Below are 15422 nucleotides of genomic sequence, written 5' to 3' on the forward strand. Positions count from 1 at the left end.
GCTCATGAATTCCACTCTTCCCCGCAGACCCCGCTGGCGCAGCCTGGCCTTGCTTGCGCTGTGCCTGGCGCCGTTGCTGTGGCCGCTGGAACATCTGGCCGAGCGTTACTACCGCAGTGAACTGGCTGGGCAGAACCGCCAGACCCTCGATCTCTACGTCGCCAACCTGTTGGGCACCCTGCATCGCTATGAAGTGCTGCCACAGATTCTCGGTGAGCTGCCGGCCCTGCGCGCCACTTTACTGGCACCGGACGACGGCATCATCCAGGGCAATGCCAATCGACTGCTGAAAAACATCAGCGCCCAGACCGGCGCAGAAGTCATGTACCTGATGGACCCCACCGGCAAGACCCTCGCGGCATCGAACTGGGATAAACACGACAGTTTCGTCGGACGCAATTTTGCCTTCCGGCCGTATTACATCGAAGCAATGGCCGGGCGGCTGGGACGCTTCTTCGGCTTGGGCACCACCTCGGCCAAGCGCGGTTACTTCTTCGCCGCTGCCGTGCGCGACCGGGAAAAAGTGATCGGCGTACTGGTGGTCAAGGTGGATCTGGACCACACCGAAAGCCTCTGGGGCAAAACCCCCGAACAACTGCTGGTGACCGACCACAACGGCGTGGTGATCCTCACTTCGCGACAAGAATGGCGATTTCGCGCGACCCGCCCCTTAAGTGACGAGGAGCGCCAGTCCATCAGCGCCGTACAGCCCTACCCGACCCGCGACCCCAAGCCGCTGAACCTGGACGCGAACGCCTGGCTGATCCAGACCCAGTCCATTGAGGAGACCCTCTGGAGCGTGAGCATTCTCGCCCCGCGTACCCTGATCGACCGTCCGGTGCGCACCGTGGTGGTCATCGGCGGTGCGGCCTTGCTGGTCCTGATGCTGTTGCTCGGGTTGATGATGCAGCGTCGGCGGCATTACCTGGACCGCATCGCCTTCGAAGGCAAGGCCCGTCAGGAGCTGGAAGGCCGGGTGGCCGAGCGCACCAGTGACCTGGAAGGCCTGAACCGGCGACTCAAGCAAGAGGTGCTGGAACGCGAGCAGGCCCAGCAGGAACTGGTCCGCGCCCAGGATGACCTGGTGCAAGCCGGCAAGCTGTCAGCCCTGGGCACCATGTCGGCCAGCATCAGCCACGAACTCAACCAGCCGCTGGCGGCGATCCGCAGCTATGCCGAAAACGCCGAAATATTGCTCGATCACCAGCGTACCGAGGACGCCCGAGGCAACCTCAAGCTGATCAGTGAGCTGACCGCTCGCATGGCCTCGATCATTGCCCACTTACGCGCCTTCGCCCGCCGCGACCGTCACGCCCCGGAAAGTGTCGCCCTGCAACCGGCGCTGGACGATGCCCTGGCACTGCTCGCCAAGCGCCGGCGCAGCATGGAAGTGGAACTGATCCGCGACCTGCCGGCCGCCACGTTGTGGGTCGAGGCCGGGGAAACGCGCTTGCGCCAGGTGCTCGGCAACCTGCTGGCCAACGCTCTCGACGCCCTGACTGAAAAAGGCCCGCCGCGCAAACTCTGGCTCAGTGCCGAAGCCACCGAAACCGGCGTCAACCTGTACATCCGCGATAACGGCCCGGGGTTTTGCATGGAAGCCCTTGGTCGCGCGGGCGAGCCCTTCTACACCACCAAGACCCGCACCCAGGGCCTTGGCCTGGGGCTGGCGATTTGCGACACCCTGATGCGCGCCTTCGGCGGTGAACTGTCGTTCGCCAATCACAAGGAAGGCGGCGCCCTGATTACCCTGAAGTTGCGCGCTGGCGCGCCCGGTGTGAGCCTGCAACCGTCCGAGGACCGTAGTGTATGACCATCGATAACCGGATTGAGGTGGTGTTGATCGACGACGATCCCCACTTGCGTCAGGCCTTGAGCCAGACCCTCGACCTGGCCGGCCTGAAGGTCCTGTCCCTGGCCGAGGCCAAAGGCGTGGCCGGGCAACTGTCTCGCGACTGGCCGGGTGTGGTGGTCAGTGACATTCGCATGCCGGGCATCGACGGCCTTGAGTTGCTGAGCGAACTCCATGCCCAGGACCCGGAGCTGCCGGTGTTGCTGATCACCGGCCATGGCGACGTGCCGCTGGCAGTCCAGGCCATGCGCGCCGGAGCCTATGACTTCCTTGAGAAACCTTTCCCCAGCGATCACCTGCTCGACAGCGTGCGCCGGGCCCTGGCCTTGCGGCGCCTGGTACTGGACAACCGCAGCCTGCGCCTGGCCCTGAGCGACCGCCATGAACTCAGCGCCCGGCTCGTCGGCCAATCACCCTCGATACTGCGCCTGCGCGAGCAGATCGGTGCGTTAGCGGCGACCCGCGCCGATGTGCTGATCCTAGGAGAAACTGGGGCCGGCAAGGAGGTAGTCGCCCGAGCCCTGCACGATCTGTCGGGCCGGCGCAACGGCCCCTTCGTCGCGATCAACGCCGGAGCCCTGGCCGAGTCGGTGGTGGAGAGCGAGCTGTTCGGTCATGAGCCCGGCGCTTTCACCGGCGCGCAGAAGCGCCGCATCGGCAAGTTCGAGTTCGCCAACGGCGGTACGCTGTTTCTCGATGAAATCGAAAGCATGAGCCTGGACGTTCAGGTCAAACTGCTGCGGCTGCTGCAAGAGCGGGTAGTGGAACGACTGGGGGGCAATCAACAGATCCCGCTGGACATCCGCGTCATCGCCGCCACCAAGGAAGACCTGCGTCAGGCCGCTGATCAGGGTCGTTTTCGCGCCGACCTGTATTACCGCCTGAACGTCGCGCCGTTGCGTATCCCCCCGCTGCGTGAACGCGGTGAGGATGCCCTGATGCTGTTCCAGCATTTCGCCGACGAAGCCAGCGCCCGTCACGGCCTGCCGCCCCACGAGTTGCAACCGGCCCAACGGGCATTGCTGCTGCGCCATAGCTGGCCGGGCAACGTGCGAGAATTGCAGAACGCCGCCGAGCGTTTTGCCCTGGGTCTGGAACTGGCCCTGGACAACAGCGCGCCCGACGGTAGCCCCGGTGCCCCGGTCGAAGTGATCAGCGGCGGCTTGAGCGAGCAGGTGGAGAACTTCGAGAAAACCCTGATCGCCGCCGAACTGGCCCGCCCTCACAGCTCGGTGCGCAGCCTCGCCGAAGCCCTGGGCATTCCGCGCAAGACCTTGCACGACAAGTTACGCAAGCATGGGCTGAACTTCGGCGATAGCCAGGGCCATGCCGATGAGTCCGATTGAGTCTGCTTGAGTGATTGCCATCTTCCCTTTCAAAAGAGGCCCTGCATGAACCGCGACAGCCGCTACCTGGAATCGATCCTGCACCACGACATCCCGTTGACGCGGGACATGGGCCTGAAGGTGCTCGACTGGCAGGCCCGGCAACTGCGCCTGTTTTTACCGCTGGAGGCCAACGTCAACCACAAGAGCACCATGTTCGGCGGCAGCCTGTACTGCGGCGCAGTGCTGGGCGGCTGGGGCTGGCTGCACCTGGCCTTGCGCGAAGAGGGCATTGAGGACGGGCATATCGTCATTCAGGAAGGGCAGATCAGCTATCCACTGCCAGTCACGAGGGACGCCACGGTCATTTGCCAGGCTCCCGAAGAAAAGGTCTGGAAACGCTTCCTGGCCACCTACCGGCGCTACGGACGCGCGCGGCTGACCTTGCAGACCCAGGTGATAAATGCCGGGAGCGAAGCACCAGCGGTGCAATTTGTGGGGCAGTACGTGTTGCACCGCTGACCCCCGAGCATCACAAAAACCCCTGTGGCGAGGGAGCTTGCTCCCGCTCGGCTGCGCAGCAGACGCATTGGGGCCGCTTCGCAGCCCAGCGGGAGCAAGCTCCCTCGCCACAACAACTGTCCCAGGTCCAGCAAGGGGCAGCCGATTCAGGAGCGGGCAAGTTCCAGCAGTTTCCCACGCCACGCCGCCTTTGCCGGCAACGCCAGGAAGGATTCATTCAACAGCGACTCCCGCGGCGGATAGCAGAACGGTTCGCCGCGTAGGTCCAGCACCTCGCCGCCTGCCCCCTCCAACACGCCTTGGGCGGCGGCGGTGTCCCACTGGGACGTCGGCGCCAGTCGCGGATAGCAATCCGCCGCGCCCTCGGCCAGCAGGCAGAATTTCAACGAACTGCCGATGCTGGTCAGTTGCAACTCACCCAGGCTCTCGCTCAAGCCGCCCAAGAGACGCTCTTGCTCCGGGCTGGTATGGCGACGGCTGGCGACCACCGTAAAAGCATCACCCGGCGCCGGCACGTTACGCACTTCGATCGGCAAAGGCTCGCCCCCCTTGTCGCCACGCCAGGCGCCGAATCCCGCGCCACCGACATAAAAGCGACCATTGGTGGGCATCGACACTACGCCAAACACCACCCGCCCCTGCTCGACCAGTGCGATATTGACGGTGAATTCCTCACTGCCAGAAATGAACTCCTTGGTGCCGTCCAGCGGGTCCACCAGCCACCAGCGTTGCCAGCCGGCGCGCACGCTTTGCGCAATATTGGCGTCCTCTTCGGAGAGGATTGCAATATCCGGCGCCAACGCGGTCAGCCCGGCCACGATCACATCGTGAGCGGCCATGTCGGCGGCGGTCACCGGCGATGCGTCGGCCTTGTGGTTGACCTGCACATTGGCTCGCCAGAACGGCAGGATCGCCTCACCGGCCTTGAGCGCCAGCTCAACCACAGGGGCCATTAGAGGATGGGGGAAATTCATGACAGGAACGCTCCGCGCTGGGTCAGCAGGTCACGGGCCAGGTACAGCGCCGCCAAGGCCCGGCCCTCCGTGAATTGAGGGTTTTGCGCCAAGGCCGACAACTCACGCAGGTTGACCTTGTCCACACGCATCGGCTCAGGCTCGTCGCCTTCCAGCCGCTCTTCATAGAGATCGGTCGCCAGCACCACCTGGATCTTCTGGCTCATGTAGCCGGGGGACAGGGACAGTTCAGTCAGGTGTTCCAACTGACGTGCACCATAGCCGGCCTCTTCTTTAAGCTCCCGCTCAGCCGCCGCCAACACGTCTTCACCCGGCTCAATCAAACCCTTGGGCAGGGACAATTCGTAGGCATCGGTGCCGCCGCAGTATTCTTCCACCAACACGGCGTGATCGGCGTCGAGCATCGCCACGATCATTACCGCGCCGTAACCTGCGCCCTTGCCCGCCAAACGCTCATAGGTGCGCTCCACGCCGTTGGAAAACCGCAGTTTCAGTTCTTCCACGCAAAACAGGCGGCTGGTGGCGACGATCCGTCGATCGAGTATGGTGGGTTTCTGGCGCATAAACGGCTCCCTGGGCGATAGCGGGCTACTATACCCGGCCTATTCTGATTGTTTGTGTCGGATATCCGATTACCGCTGGAGAAGTTTTATGGCCTTGCTGCCCTGGCACGAGATCGATACGGTGCTGCTGGACATGGATGGCACCCTGCTGGACCTGCATTACGACAACCATTTCTGGATGGAACACTTGCCCCAACGCTACGCCGAACTGCATGGCGTGAGCCGGGCCATGGCGGAGCTGGAGTTGCAGCCGCTGTTCGAGCGCAACGCCGGTCAATTGCAGTGGTATTGCCTGGACTTCTGGAGCAGCGAGTTGAAATTGCCGGTGCGCGAACTGAAGCTGGAAACCGCGCACCTGATTGCCCTGCGCCCGGACGCCGACACGTTCCTGGCGGCGATCCAGCGGGCGGGTAAACGGGTGGTAATGATCACCAACGCCCATCGCGACTCATTGTCCCTGAAGCTGGAACGCATCGAACTGGCCCCTTACTTCGAACGTTTGATCAGCTCTCACGACTACGGTTTCCCCAAGGAAAGCCCGCAGTTCTGGGATGCCCTGCAAGCCGATCTGAACTTCGACCCGGCCCGCAGCCTGTTTATCGACGACACCTTGCCAGTGCTGCGCAGCGCCCGGGAATTCGGCGTGGCACACCTGCTGGCGGTCAGCGTACCGGACAGCCGCAAAGGGCCGAAGGATACGGGGGAGTTCGAGGCGTTGGGGGATTATCGGGATTTGATTGCCGGGCTTTGATAGCCGGCCGTTTGCATCGCGAGCAGGCTCGCTCTCACAAGGTTCCTTGTTCGCCACAGATCCAGTGTGGGAGCGAGCCTGCTCGCGATGAAGACGATGCGGTCCTCAAGCTTTATTCGGGAATGCGCAGCACCTGCCCCGGATAGATCTTGTCCGGATGCGACAGCATCGGTTTGTTGGCTTCAAAAATCTTGTTGTACTTGTTCGCATCGCCATAAACACGCTTGGAAATGGCGCTCAGGGTGTCACCTTTTACGACGGTAACGAACTTGGCCTCAGTGGCCACAGGACCCGTCACGGTGATTTGGTCATCGACTTCACTGATACCGTGCACGTTGCCCAGCGCCAACAAAATCTTTTCTTTCTCTTCCTGGGTCGCGGCTTCACCCGAGGCAATGACTTTTTCGCCCTCGACTTTCACCTGGATCTTTGAAGTATCAATGCCTGTCAGCGCCTCCTTTACGTGATTGGTCAGCGCTTCGCTGTTGGCCTGTGCCTTGTCGGGCGTCAGTGCATCAAGAATTTTCTCACCGGCATCTTTCAAAAAACTGAAAAGGCTCATCGTGTTCTCTCCATAGGTTTAAGTGTCCAGACGCAAAAGCCTAGACCAAGCCAAACGAACCCGGTTCCCAGCCGACCAATGACCCTGCCGCGTACAAAGCGCTAGAATCCCAACCTTCCCGCGCCCTGGAACGAAGATGGACATCAAGCAGCTGAAATTTCTCATCGCGCTCGACGAAACCCGCCACTTCGGCCAAGCGGCCGCGCGCTGCCACATCACCCAACCAACCCTGTCAATGCGCCTGCGCAGCCTTGAGGAAGAGCTGGGTCTGCCGCTGGTCAATCGAGGCCAGCGCTTTGAAGGTTTCACCGCTCCGGGGGAGCGGGTGTTGGCCTGGGCACGCACGGTCATGGCGGCCTATGACGGTCTACAGGCCGAAGCGGCGGCCTGCCGTGGCAACCTGGTGGGTACCCTGCGCCTGGGAGTGGTGCCATTGTCGGACTTCGATCCGTTGTCGATGATGCAGCGGCTGCACAGCGAGCACCCTAACCTGCATTTCGAATTGTCATCCTTAAGCTCCGAACGCATCCTCGAACAACTGGCGAACAACCGCATCGACCTGGGCATTTCCTATCTGGAGCGCCTGGACACCGAGCGCTTCGACGCCCTGCCCTTCAACCATACGCGCATGGGCTTGCTCTTTGACCAGCGATACTTCTATTTCGGCGAGCAGCCGCTGAGCTGGGAAGCGCTGATCGAGTTGCCCCTGGGCATGCTCACCAGCGGCATGCATTTTCGTCAGTCCATCGACCACAACTTCCACAGTCGAGGCCTCACACCCCGCCCTCTGCTGCAAACCGACGCGGTGCATCAATTGTTACAAGCCGTGCACGGCGGACTGTGTTGCGCAGTGATGCCGCTGGACAGTGGCGTGGGCATGCTGACCCAGGACTTGCGCATCCAGCCCATCGAAGACGCGCAAACCCTGGTCCCACTGGGTCTGATCATGCGCCGCGGCGCTCCGCGCTCGGCTTTGGCGGAGGCTTGCTTCGCCCTCTACCAGAAATCATCAACGACATCTTGATCGACGTCATCTATTGATAGATCAGTAATAGCGATTAGACGTGGCAGATTGCCGCATTTAGTCTTATCACTATTCCCACTGTCAGTGATGCCTATGAACGACAAGCCTCCGGTCTGTTCTGCGCCTGCGGAGAAAATACCCGCGCCAGCCACCAGCCAGAGCTATCGCTACTGCAACCTGGACCATTCCCAATCGGACAGCACCGCGCTGGCCGAGGAAGTGGCGCTGGCGATCGCCTATAACGGCATCAGTCAGGCCGTCATGCTGGTCACGCCGTCTGACCTTGAAGACTTCATCGTCGGCTTCAGCCTAGGCAGCGGCATCATTGAAGACCCTGCGGACATCTATGACGTGCAACTGAGCGGCGACGGGTCTGCGCAATACGCCCAGGTAACCATCGCCAACCGCGCCTTCTGGAACCTCAAGCAACAACGCCGACAACTGGCCGGAACCAGTGGCTGCGGGCTTTGCGGGGTGGAAGCGGTGGAGCAGGCATTACCGAACCTCAAGGCACTGCCCGGCACGCCACTGCCACCGGCCCAGTGGCTCGAAGACCTGCGTCAACGCATCGGCCAGTTCCAGCCCCTGGGCCAGCATTGCGGCGCGGTCCACGCGGCCCTGTTCATGAACGCCCAAGGCCAATTGCTGCTGGGACGCGAAGATATCGGCCGGCACAACGCGCTCGACAAACTGATCGGCGCGCTGATCCGGCAACAGATCCCGGTGAACGGAGGCGTGGCGATCGTCACCAGTCGTTGCAGCCTCGAATTGATCCAGAAGGTGTTGCGCGCCGGCATCCAGACCCTGGTCAGCCTGTCGTCACCCACCGGCCTTGCCGTGCAGTGGGCCCGCCAGCACAACCTCAATCTCATCCACCTGCCGCAGAAAAGTGCGCCGCGGGTCTATAGCCCTGCGATGGAGAATCAAGCGTGAGCAATCATCAACAAGCCGATCAGAAACCCGTACCGCGCTACAAGCCCTACAAGGGCCCGGCCGGTGGTTGGGGCGCGCTGATCAGCGTCGCCCAGGCCTGGCTGACCAGCGACAATGCGCTGAAGAACCTGCGCATGATGCTCAAGACCAACCAGAACGGCGGCTTTGACTGCCCAGGCTGTGCCTGGGGAGACTCGCCGGAAAGCGGCATGGTCAAGTTCTGCGAGAACGGCGCCAAAGCCGTGAACTGGGAAGCGACCAAGCGCCGTGTCGATGGCGCATTCTTCGCCAAACACAGTGTGACGTCGCTGCTGGAGCAGAGCGACTATTGGCTGGAATACCAGGGGCGCCTGACCGAGCCACTGAGCTACGACGCCGAAACCGACCGCTACAAACCCATCAGTTGGGAAGCGGCATTTGCCCTGATCGGCAAACACTTGCAGGGGCTCTCCAGCCCGAACCAGGCTGAGTTCTATACCTCGGGCCGGGCCAGCAACGAAGCAGCCTACCTTTATCAGTTGTTCGTGCGCGCCTACGGCACCAACAACTTCCCCGACTGCTCGAACATGTGCCATGAAGCCAGTGGCGTGGCGCTGTCCCAGAGTGTCGGCGTAGGCAAAGGCACCGTGACTTTCGACGATTTCGAGCACGCCGACGCGATTTTCGTCTGGGGCCAGAACCCAGGCACCAACCATCCACGCATGCTCGAACCGCTGCGCGAAGCAGTGAAACGCGGCGCCCAGGTGGTGTGCATCAACCCGCTCAAGGAGCGTGGCCTGGAGCGTTTCCAGCACCCGCAAAACCCGATCGAAATGCTTACCAACGGGGATAAACCGACCAACTCCGCCTATTTCCGTCCGGCCCTGGGTGGCGACATGGCCGTGCTGCGGGGCATGGCCAAGTTCCTGCTGCAATGGGAACGTGAGGCGCAAAACACCGGCGCTGCTGCAGTGTTCGACCATGCGTTCCTGAACGAACACAGCATCGACGTACTGGATTACCTGGCCGTGGTCGATGACACGCCATGGGAGCAGATCGTTGAGCAGTCGGGCTTGACCCTGGTCGAGATCGAACAAGCGGCGCGCATGTACGCCATCAGCAAGAACGTGATCATGTGCTGGGCGATGGGCATCACCCAACACCGCCATTCGGTGGCGACCATCCAGGAAATCGCCAACCTGATGCTGCTGCGCGGCAACATCGGCCGGCCGGGCGCCGGTCTGTGCCCGGTTCGCGGCCACAGTAACGTGCAGGGCGACCGGACCATGGGCATCAACGAGCGTCCGCCGGCGGCGTTCCTTGACTCGCTGGAGCGTCGCTTCCAGTTCAAGGTGCCGCGCGAGAATGGCCACAACGTGGTCGAAGCGATCCACGCCATGGCTGACGGCCGGGCGAAGGTCTTCATCGCTCTGGGCGGCAACTTCGCCCAGGCCACCCCGGACAGTGATCGGACGTTCCAGGCCTTGGGCAATTGCGACCTGACTGTGCAGATCAGCACCAAGCTCAACCGCAGCCATCTGGCTCATGGAAAAGAGGCGCTGATCCTACCGTGCCTGGGCCGTACCGACATCGACCTGCAAGTCGAAGGCGCACAAGCGGTGACCGTGGAGGACTCCTTCAGCATGGTCCATGCATCCAATGGCCAATTGCAGCCGCTGTCGAACCAGATGCGTTCCGAGCCCTGGATCATTGCCGGCATCGCCGCCGCCACACTGGGCCACCACCCGGTGGACTGGAACTGGCTGGTGGCGGACTACAACCGCATCCGCGACCTGATCGCCGATACCATCCCGGGGTTCAAAGACTTCAACGAAAAGCTCCAGAACCCCGGCGGCTTCTATCTGGGCAACAGCGCCGGTGCACGTCGCTGGAACACCGCCTCAGGCCGCGCCAACTTCAAGCCCAACCGGCTGCCGACCGACCTGGTGCATGAACGCACCCGCGCCACCGGGCAGTTGCCTGACCTGATCATGCAGTCCATGCGCTCCCACGATCAGTACAACACCACCATCTATGGCCTCGATGACCGCTATCGCGGCGTGAAGGGCCAGCGTGACGTGTTGTTCGTCAACGAAGCGGACATCATTCGACTGGGCTTCAAACCTGGGCAGAAGGCCGACATCGTCTCGCTCTGGGATGACGGCCGCGAGCGACGGGTCAAAGGCTTTACCCTGTTGGCATTCGACATTCCCGCCGGACAGGCCGCCGCCTATTACCCTGAAGTGAATCCGTTGGTGCCGTTGGAGAGCACCGGCGACGGCAGCCATACCCCGACTTCGAAATTCGTGGCGATCCGTCTGGAAGCAGCGAGCGAGAATGGGCTGATTCTGGCCAAGTCGGCCTGACACAACGTGCCAGGCGATTAGGTTGTGTGGGAGCAAGGCTTGGCTCCCCACAATCCTGCTTTTCAATCGCCCACAAAAAAGGCCGTTTTCCATAGAAAACGGCCTGTCCGAAGTAACTAAAGACCGGCGAAAATCTGTTAAGTTCCGCTCAAAAAACAATAACTTATCGAATTGTGCACAAGTCGTGTTACTCGTCGGATTTCGATTGTAACCAAGCGAAGCCAGCCTCAGGATCGCGCCGTCATCCCTTTGAGGCTCCTCTATGAAGTTCTCCTCGATTCTCTTGTTGTCCCTTGGCCTGATCAGTGGCGCAGCCTCTGCCGGTGGCACCACCGAAGCAGGCGTGGGCGGCGCATTGGGCGGGGTTCTGGGTTCTGTGGTCGGCCAGTCCTTGGGCGGCAACACCGGGTCCACCATCGGCGCAGCCTTGGGTGGCGCGGGTGGCAGTGCGGTCGGTGCGGACAAACGCAGCCGCGGCGAAGCAGCGATTGGCGGTGCGCTGGGCGCAGCCGGCGGTAACGTGGTCGGCCGTAGCGTAGGCGGCACCACCGGCAGCCTGATCGGTGCAGCAGCAGGCGGCGGCGCTGGCGGTGCACTGGGCAACTATATGGGCAAGGACGATGACGACGATCGTCGTTATGACGGTCGCCGTGGTGATCGCCGCTACTACCGTGACGGCCATCCAGGTCGTGGCCATGCCTACGGGCATCGCAAGCACAAGCACAAACATCGCTATCACGACGATTGATCACTGGCTCTAACCAGTAGTCGATAGAAAATCGCAGTCTTCGTCAGCGCTTCTCAAGCGTCTGACAGGAGACTGCGATTTTTCGTTTAAATCACCAGCCGCTCCAAAGCGGCGCGCAACCGATCCGGAATCGCCACTGGTCGATTCGAAGACCGCTCCACAAAAACATGCACAAAGCGCCCCGCCGCGCAGGCCTCCTCCTCCCCCGCCTTGAACACCGCCAGCTCATACTGCACTGAACTGCTGCCCAGCTTCCCCACCCGCAGACCGATTTCAATCCGGTCGGGAAAGGCGATCGAGGCAAAGTAGTCGCAAGCCGAACTCACCACGAACCCCACCACCTCCCCATCGTGGATATCGAGGCCGCCGACCTCGATCAGATAAGTGTTCACCGCCGTGTCGAAAAAACTGTAATAAGTCACGTTGTTGACGTGACCGTACACGTCGTTGTCGTGCCAGCGTGTGGTGATCGGTTGCAGGTGCGGGTATTCGCTACGTTGGGGCATCAGGTGTCCTTTACGGTTGCTCAATGGTTCATGCGTTGTTCAGGATTTTGAGGCCTGGTGTTGTGCGAATCCCTTGCCCTGGGCCGCCAGCCCCCCGATCAGACGCGCGGGCTTCCAGTGGTCCCCCTGCTTCGTTTCGAGTTCCAGCAGCCGTGCATGGATGTCTTCAAGTCCCTGATGGTCGGCCCAGGCCATCGGGCCGCCCTTGTCCGCGGGGAAGCCGTAGCCGTTGAGATACACCAGGTCGATGTCGTGAGCCGACTCGGCAATACCTTCCTGCAGGATTTTCGCGCCCTCATTGACCAGCGCCAGCAAGCAACGCTCGAGGACTTCCTCGGGGCCGATCTCGCGACGCTGAAAACCCAACGTTTCACTGACTCGCTGCACCAGCGCATCGACCTCTACATCATGCTCGGCCTGGCGACTGCCGGCTTCGTAGTGATAGTACCCGTTGCCGCTTTTCTGGCCGAACCGACCCAGTTCGCACAAACGGTTGTCCACTTGCACCTCGGGTGCATCCTGACCTTTGCCCGCCAGTTCCCGAGCGCGCCACTCCAGGTCGATACCGACGACGTCGTACATGCGAAACGGCCCCATGGCGAAGCCGAAACCCTGCAATGCCGCGTCAACCTGATGGGGAAACGCCCCTTCCAGCAGCATCTTGCGCGCCTCCAGCACATAGGGATGAAGCATCCGGTTGCCGATGAACCCGTGGCAATTGCCCGACACCACGCTGACCTTGCCCATGCGCTTGCCCAATACCAGGGCTGCGTCCAGCACCGCTTTGGAGGTTTGCGCCCCACGAACGATTTCCAGCAACTTCATGATGTGCGCCGGGCTGAAGAAGTGCAGACCCAACACCTGGGTGGGGCGGCGGGTGACGGCGGCAATCGCATCGATGTCCAGCGCCGAGGTGTTGCTCGCCAGAATGGCCTCGGGCTTGAGCAGGCCGTCCAGCTCGCGGAAGATCTTCTGCTTGAGCTCAAGATTCTCGTAAACCGCCTCGATGACCAGATCAACATTGCGGATCGCCGCGTAGTCATCTGCCCGCGTCACCCTGGCGATTCGGGCATCGGCTTCACCCTGGTCGATACGGCCCTGGCGCACGTTGTGGGCATAAGTATCGGCCACGGCAGCCAACGCCTGTTCCAGCATCTGCGGGTTGTTGTCGACCCACTGCACCGTCACGCCGGCGTTGGCCAGGCACATCACGATGCCCCGCCCCATAGTGCCTGCACCGACTACGGCGGCGCGCTGAATATCGAAGGGTGTCTGGCTCATGTTTGCTCTCTTGTTGGCGATCCAAAGACAGCCCTCACCTTAGTCAGCCGCAGAATATTTTTGAAATTTATTCGTGTGATGGCGGGCATTCATCGGATGGATGCGGATTACAAAGCCGCTTGAACCCAGTGGCGAACTTCGGCGTACGGGTAATCCTCCAGCTGCGCATATCCTGGAATCGTCCGTGCCTTCAGTTTGGTGAACAACGGCACGCTGATGCCGCAGAGGAACCGGGTCACCCGCTCCGCAGAGGGTGCACTGCCGGTATGCTGCTCGTGCCTGTTGATAAAGTCGCCACACAGTGCGTTGAAGTCTCTGTCCACCAGTACTGGTAATGGTGGTGGCTCCGGCAGACGGGCAACGTGTCCATGGCACACCGAACAATGACCACAGCGCTGCGGTGCACTTTCATCGCCGAAATACTGGGCCAACCGATAACCGAGGCAATGATCGGTGGCGAACAGTTCGAGCATCGCGTGGATCCGCGCGATCTCCCCACGCTCGTGCCGGGTGAAATAGTCGTGCAACTCGGCGCTCAGCGCCTGAACGTCGAACCCTGCTTCAAGCACGTTATACACCTCGGTCATCTGTTTGCTTTCCAGCTCGACCCAGCCCTTTTCCTGAAAGTAATCCAGCGCCTTGACCACGCGGTTCCGCTCGGCGTGATACAGCTGGTACATCCCGTCGAAATCCACCGTGGCCCAGGTACGAGCACGGCTGGAGGTCTGGATGATGGCCGAGACGAACGCCTGACGCTCCCCTTCAAAGTGCTCGAGCAATGCCTGCGGCTCGATCAGAAACTTGAAGCGATACTCCGCGAAATAGGCATAACGCGGCGCGATCAGCCGGCGCAGTTCCAATTGCACCAGCAGCGTCTTGAGCGGCAGTTGCCGGATGTTGCTCTTGTCCGCCAGCGGCCCCAGCAAAAACTCCCATTGGCCATCGGCAGCTGCAGCCTTCAACTCATCAAGCACGCACCGAATACCCGCCAGCTCCGGCGTATCGCCATAAACAAAGTTTTCCAGCACGTTGAGGCTGTCACGGTTGGCCAGGACCAGACAATCGGACGGCAACCCGTCACGCCCCGCCCGGCCGATCTCCTGGCTGTAGTTCTCGATGGATTTAGGCAGGTCGAAATGCGCCACGTTGCGGATATCACTCTTGTCGATACCCATGCCGAAGGCGATGGTCGCAACGATGCAATTGCACTGCCCGCCCATGAACCGGCGCTGGATGGCTTCGCGTTGTTCATGAGGTAAGCCGGCGTGATAAGCCTGGGCCTCGATCCCATGCTGGCTCAAGTGCTCGGCAATCTGCTCGGCGGTTCGCTGCAAGGTGACATAGACGATGCTCGGCTGCCCGGCTCGCTCGCCCAGCCATTGCACCAGTCGCCGCCGTTTATCCGCGCCGCGCACCGGTTCCACCAGCAGGTTGAGGTTGGGTCGATAGAAGCCGGTGGTGACCACATCGTCGGGGACGATGGCGAACTTCGCCTGCATGTCCGCGATGACTTTGGGCGTTGCGGTGGCCGTCAACAGCAGCACCTGGGGAATGTCGAACTGACGCTGGTAGTCGGGGAGCTTGAGGTAGTCGGGACGAAAGTTATGCCCCCATTCGGAAATACAGTGGGCTTCATCTACCACCAGCAACGAGATCGGTACCTGCTGCAGGAAATTGCGAAAGCGCTCGTTCTTCAGCCGCTCCACCGAAATCATCAGAATCTTCAACTCGCCCGAACGAGCCCGTGCCATGACCTCGCTGGCTTCGTCACGACGCTGGACTGAATCGATACTCGCCGCCGCAATGCCATGGCGATGCAGGAACGCCAGTTGGTCCTGCATCAGTGCCAGCAGCGGCGAGACCACCAGGGTCAGATGCGGTAATAGCAGGGCCGGCAATTGATAACACAGGGACTTGCCCGAGCCGGTAGGAAAAATGGCCGCTGCCGACCGACCGGCAAGTACTGCGCTGACGGCAGCTTCCTGACCGGGGCGAAACTGCGGATAACCGAAAACCTGTTCCAGGGTGCTGTGCAT

General features: G+C 61.5%; 14 protein-coding genes. 8 read left to right on the top strand and 6 right to left on the bottom strand.

Translation table 11 applies throughout. The features are described 5' to 3' along the window. The first annotated feature begins 4 nt into the window (after positions 1-4). Genes MKS85_RS22485 through MKS85_RS22495 form a run of 3 tightly spaced genes read left to right on the top strand, consistent with a single transcriptional unit; the run spans position 5 to position 3699 of the window. Entirely contained in the window at positions 5-1813 is a 1809-nt protein-coding gene (locus tag MKS85_RS22485; protein ID WP_188251762.1) for an ATP-binding protein, read from the top strand. Then, entirely contained in the window at positions 1810-3198 is a 1389-nt protein-coding gene (locus tag MKS85_RS22490; protein ID WP_047226861.1) for a sigma-54 dependent transcriptional regulator, read from the top strand. Before MKS85_RS22485 ends, MKS85_RS22490 begins: the two co-directional genes overlap by 4 nt. A gap of 45 nt (positions 3199-3243) precedes the next feature. Further along, positions 3244-3699, top strand: coding sequence for a YiiD C-terminal domain-containing protein (locus MKS85_RS22495; protein ID WP_047226860.1), 456 nt, complete (start codon positions 3244-3246; stop codon positions 3697-3699). A gap of 146 nt (positions 3700-3845) precedes the next feature. On the opposite strand, the gene cysQ is transcribed toward MKS85_RS22495, so the two are convergent. Together cysQ and nudE are read right to left on the bottom strand one after the other, a co-directional pair. Then, positions 3846-4673 carry a 3'(2'),5'-bisphosphate nucleotidase CysQ gene (gene cysQ / locus MKS85_RS22500; RefSeq protein ID WP_107323082.1) on the bottom strand — a complete coding sequence of 276 codons (828 nt, stop codon included), beginning with the start codon at positions 4671-4673 and terminating at the stop codon, positions 3846-3848. After that, positions 4670-5236: an ADP compounds hydrolase NudE gene (gene nudE / locus MKS85_RS22505; RefSeq protein WP_047226858.1), complete on the bottom strand. Its 567-nt coding sequence runs from the start codon at positions 5234-5236 to the stop codon at positions 4670-4672. Before nudE ends, cysQ begins: the two co-directional genes overlap by 4 nt. A gap of 88 nt (positions 5237-5324) precedes the next feature. Between nudE and yrfG the strand changes: the two genes are divergently transcribed. Beyond that, positions 5325-5987, top strand: coding sequence for a GMP/IMP nucleotidase (gene yrfG, locus MKS85_RS22510; RefSeq protein ID WP_139048815.1), 663 nt, complete (start codon positions 5325-5327; stop codon positions 5985-5987). A gap of 112 nt (positions 5988-6099) precedes the next feature. Here yrfG and lysM read toward each other — a convergent pair whose 3' ends face one another. Continuing rightward, positions 6100-6549, bottom strand: coding sequence for a peptidoglycan-binding protein LysM (gene lysM, locus MKS85_RS22515; protein WP_047226856.1), 450 nt, complete (start codon positions 6547-6549; stop codon positions 6100-6102). A 136-nt stretch (positions 6550-6685) separates the two neighbouring features. On the opposite strand from lysM, the gene MKS85_RS22520 reads away from it, so the two are divergent. From MKS85_RS22520 to MKS85_RS22535, 4 genes are all read left to right on the top strand, one after another. After that, positions 6686-7573 carry a LysR family transcriptional regulator gene (locus MKS85_RS22520; protein ID WP_139048814.1) on the top strand — a complete coding sequence of 296 codons (888 nt, stop codon included), beginning with the start codon at positions 6686-6688 and terminating at the stop codon, positions 7571-7573. Positions 7574-7666: 93 nt separating this feature from the next. Beyond that, positions 7667-8506 carry a formate dehydrogenase accessory sulfurtransferase FdhD gene (gene fdhD, locus MKS85_RS22525; protein WP_310663137.1) on the top strand — a complete coding sequence of 280 codons (840 nt, stop codon included), beginning with the start codon at positions 7667-7669 and terminating at the stop codon, positions 8504-8506. Continuing rightward, positions 8503-10851: an FdhF/YdeP family oxidoreductase gene (locus MKS85_RS22530; protein ID WP_047226853.1), complete on the top strand. Its 2349-nt coding sequence runs from the start codon at positions 8503-8505 to the stop codon at positions 10849-10851. The genes fdhD and MKS85_RS22530 overlap by 4 nt, the downstream gene beginning before the upstream one ends. Positions 10852-11113: 262 nt before the next feature. Then, entirely contained in the window at positions 11114-11599 is a 486-nt protein-coding gene (locus MKS85_RS22535) for a glycine zipper domain-containing protein (protein WP_047226852.1), read from the top strand. Positions 11600-11685: 86 nt separating this feature from the next. Here the strand turns inward: MKS85_RS22535 and MKS85_RS22540 are convergent, their stop codons facing one another. The 3 genes from MKS85_RS22540 to MKS85_RS22550 all read right to left on the bottom strand — a co-directional run bounded on the left by MKS85_RS22540 (position 11686) and on the right by MKS85_RS22550 (position 15422). Next, positions 11686-12105 carry a thioesterase family protein gene (locus MKS85_RS22540; RefSeq protein WP_047226851.1) on the bottom strand — a complete coding sequence of 140 codons (420 nt, stop codon included), beginning with the start codon at positions 12103-12105 and terminating at the stop codon, positions 11686-11688. A 39-nt stretch (positions 12106-12144) separates the two neighbouring features. Next, a complete protein-coding gene (locus MKS85_RS22545; protein ID WP_188251760.1) occupies positions 12145-13386 on the bottom strand; it encodes a 3-hydroxyacyl-CoA dehydrogenase in 1242 nt (413 codons plus the stop codon). Between the two features lie 107 nt (positions 13387-13493). Beyond that, positions 13494-15422 (bottom strand): ATP-dependent DNA helicase RecQ, encoded by a 1929-nt coding sequence (locus tag MKS85_RS22550; protein WP_188251759.1) that lies wholly within the window; start codon positions 15420-15422, stop codon positions 13494-13496.

The sequence above is a fragment of the Pseudomonas sp. JL2 genome, from assembly GCF_031570495.1.
GTDB classification, from domain to species: domain Bacteria; phylum Pseudomonadota; class Gammaproteobacteria; order Pseudomonadales; family Pseudomonadaceae; genus Aquipseudomonas; species Aquipseudomonas rhizophila.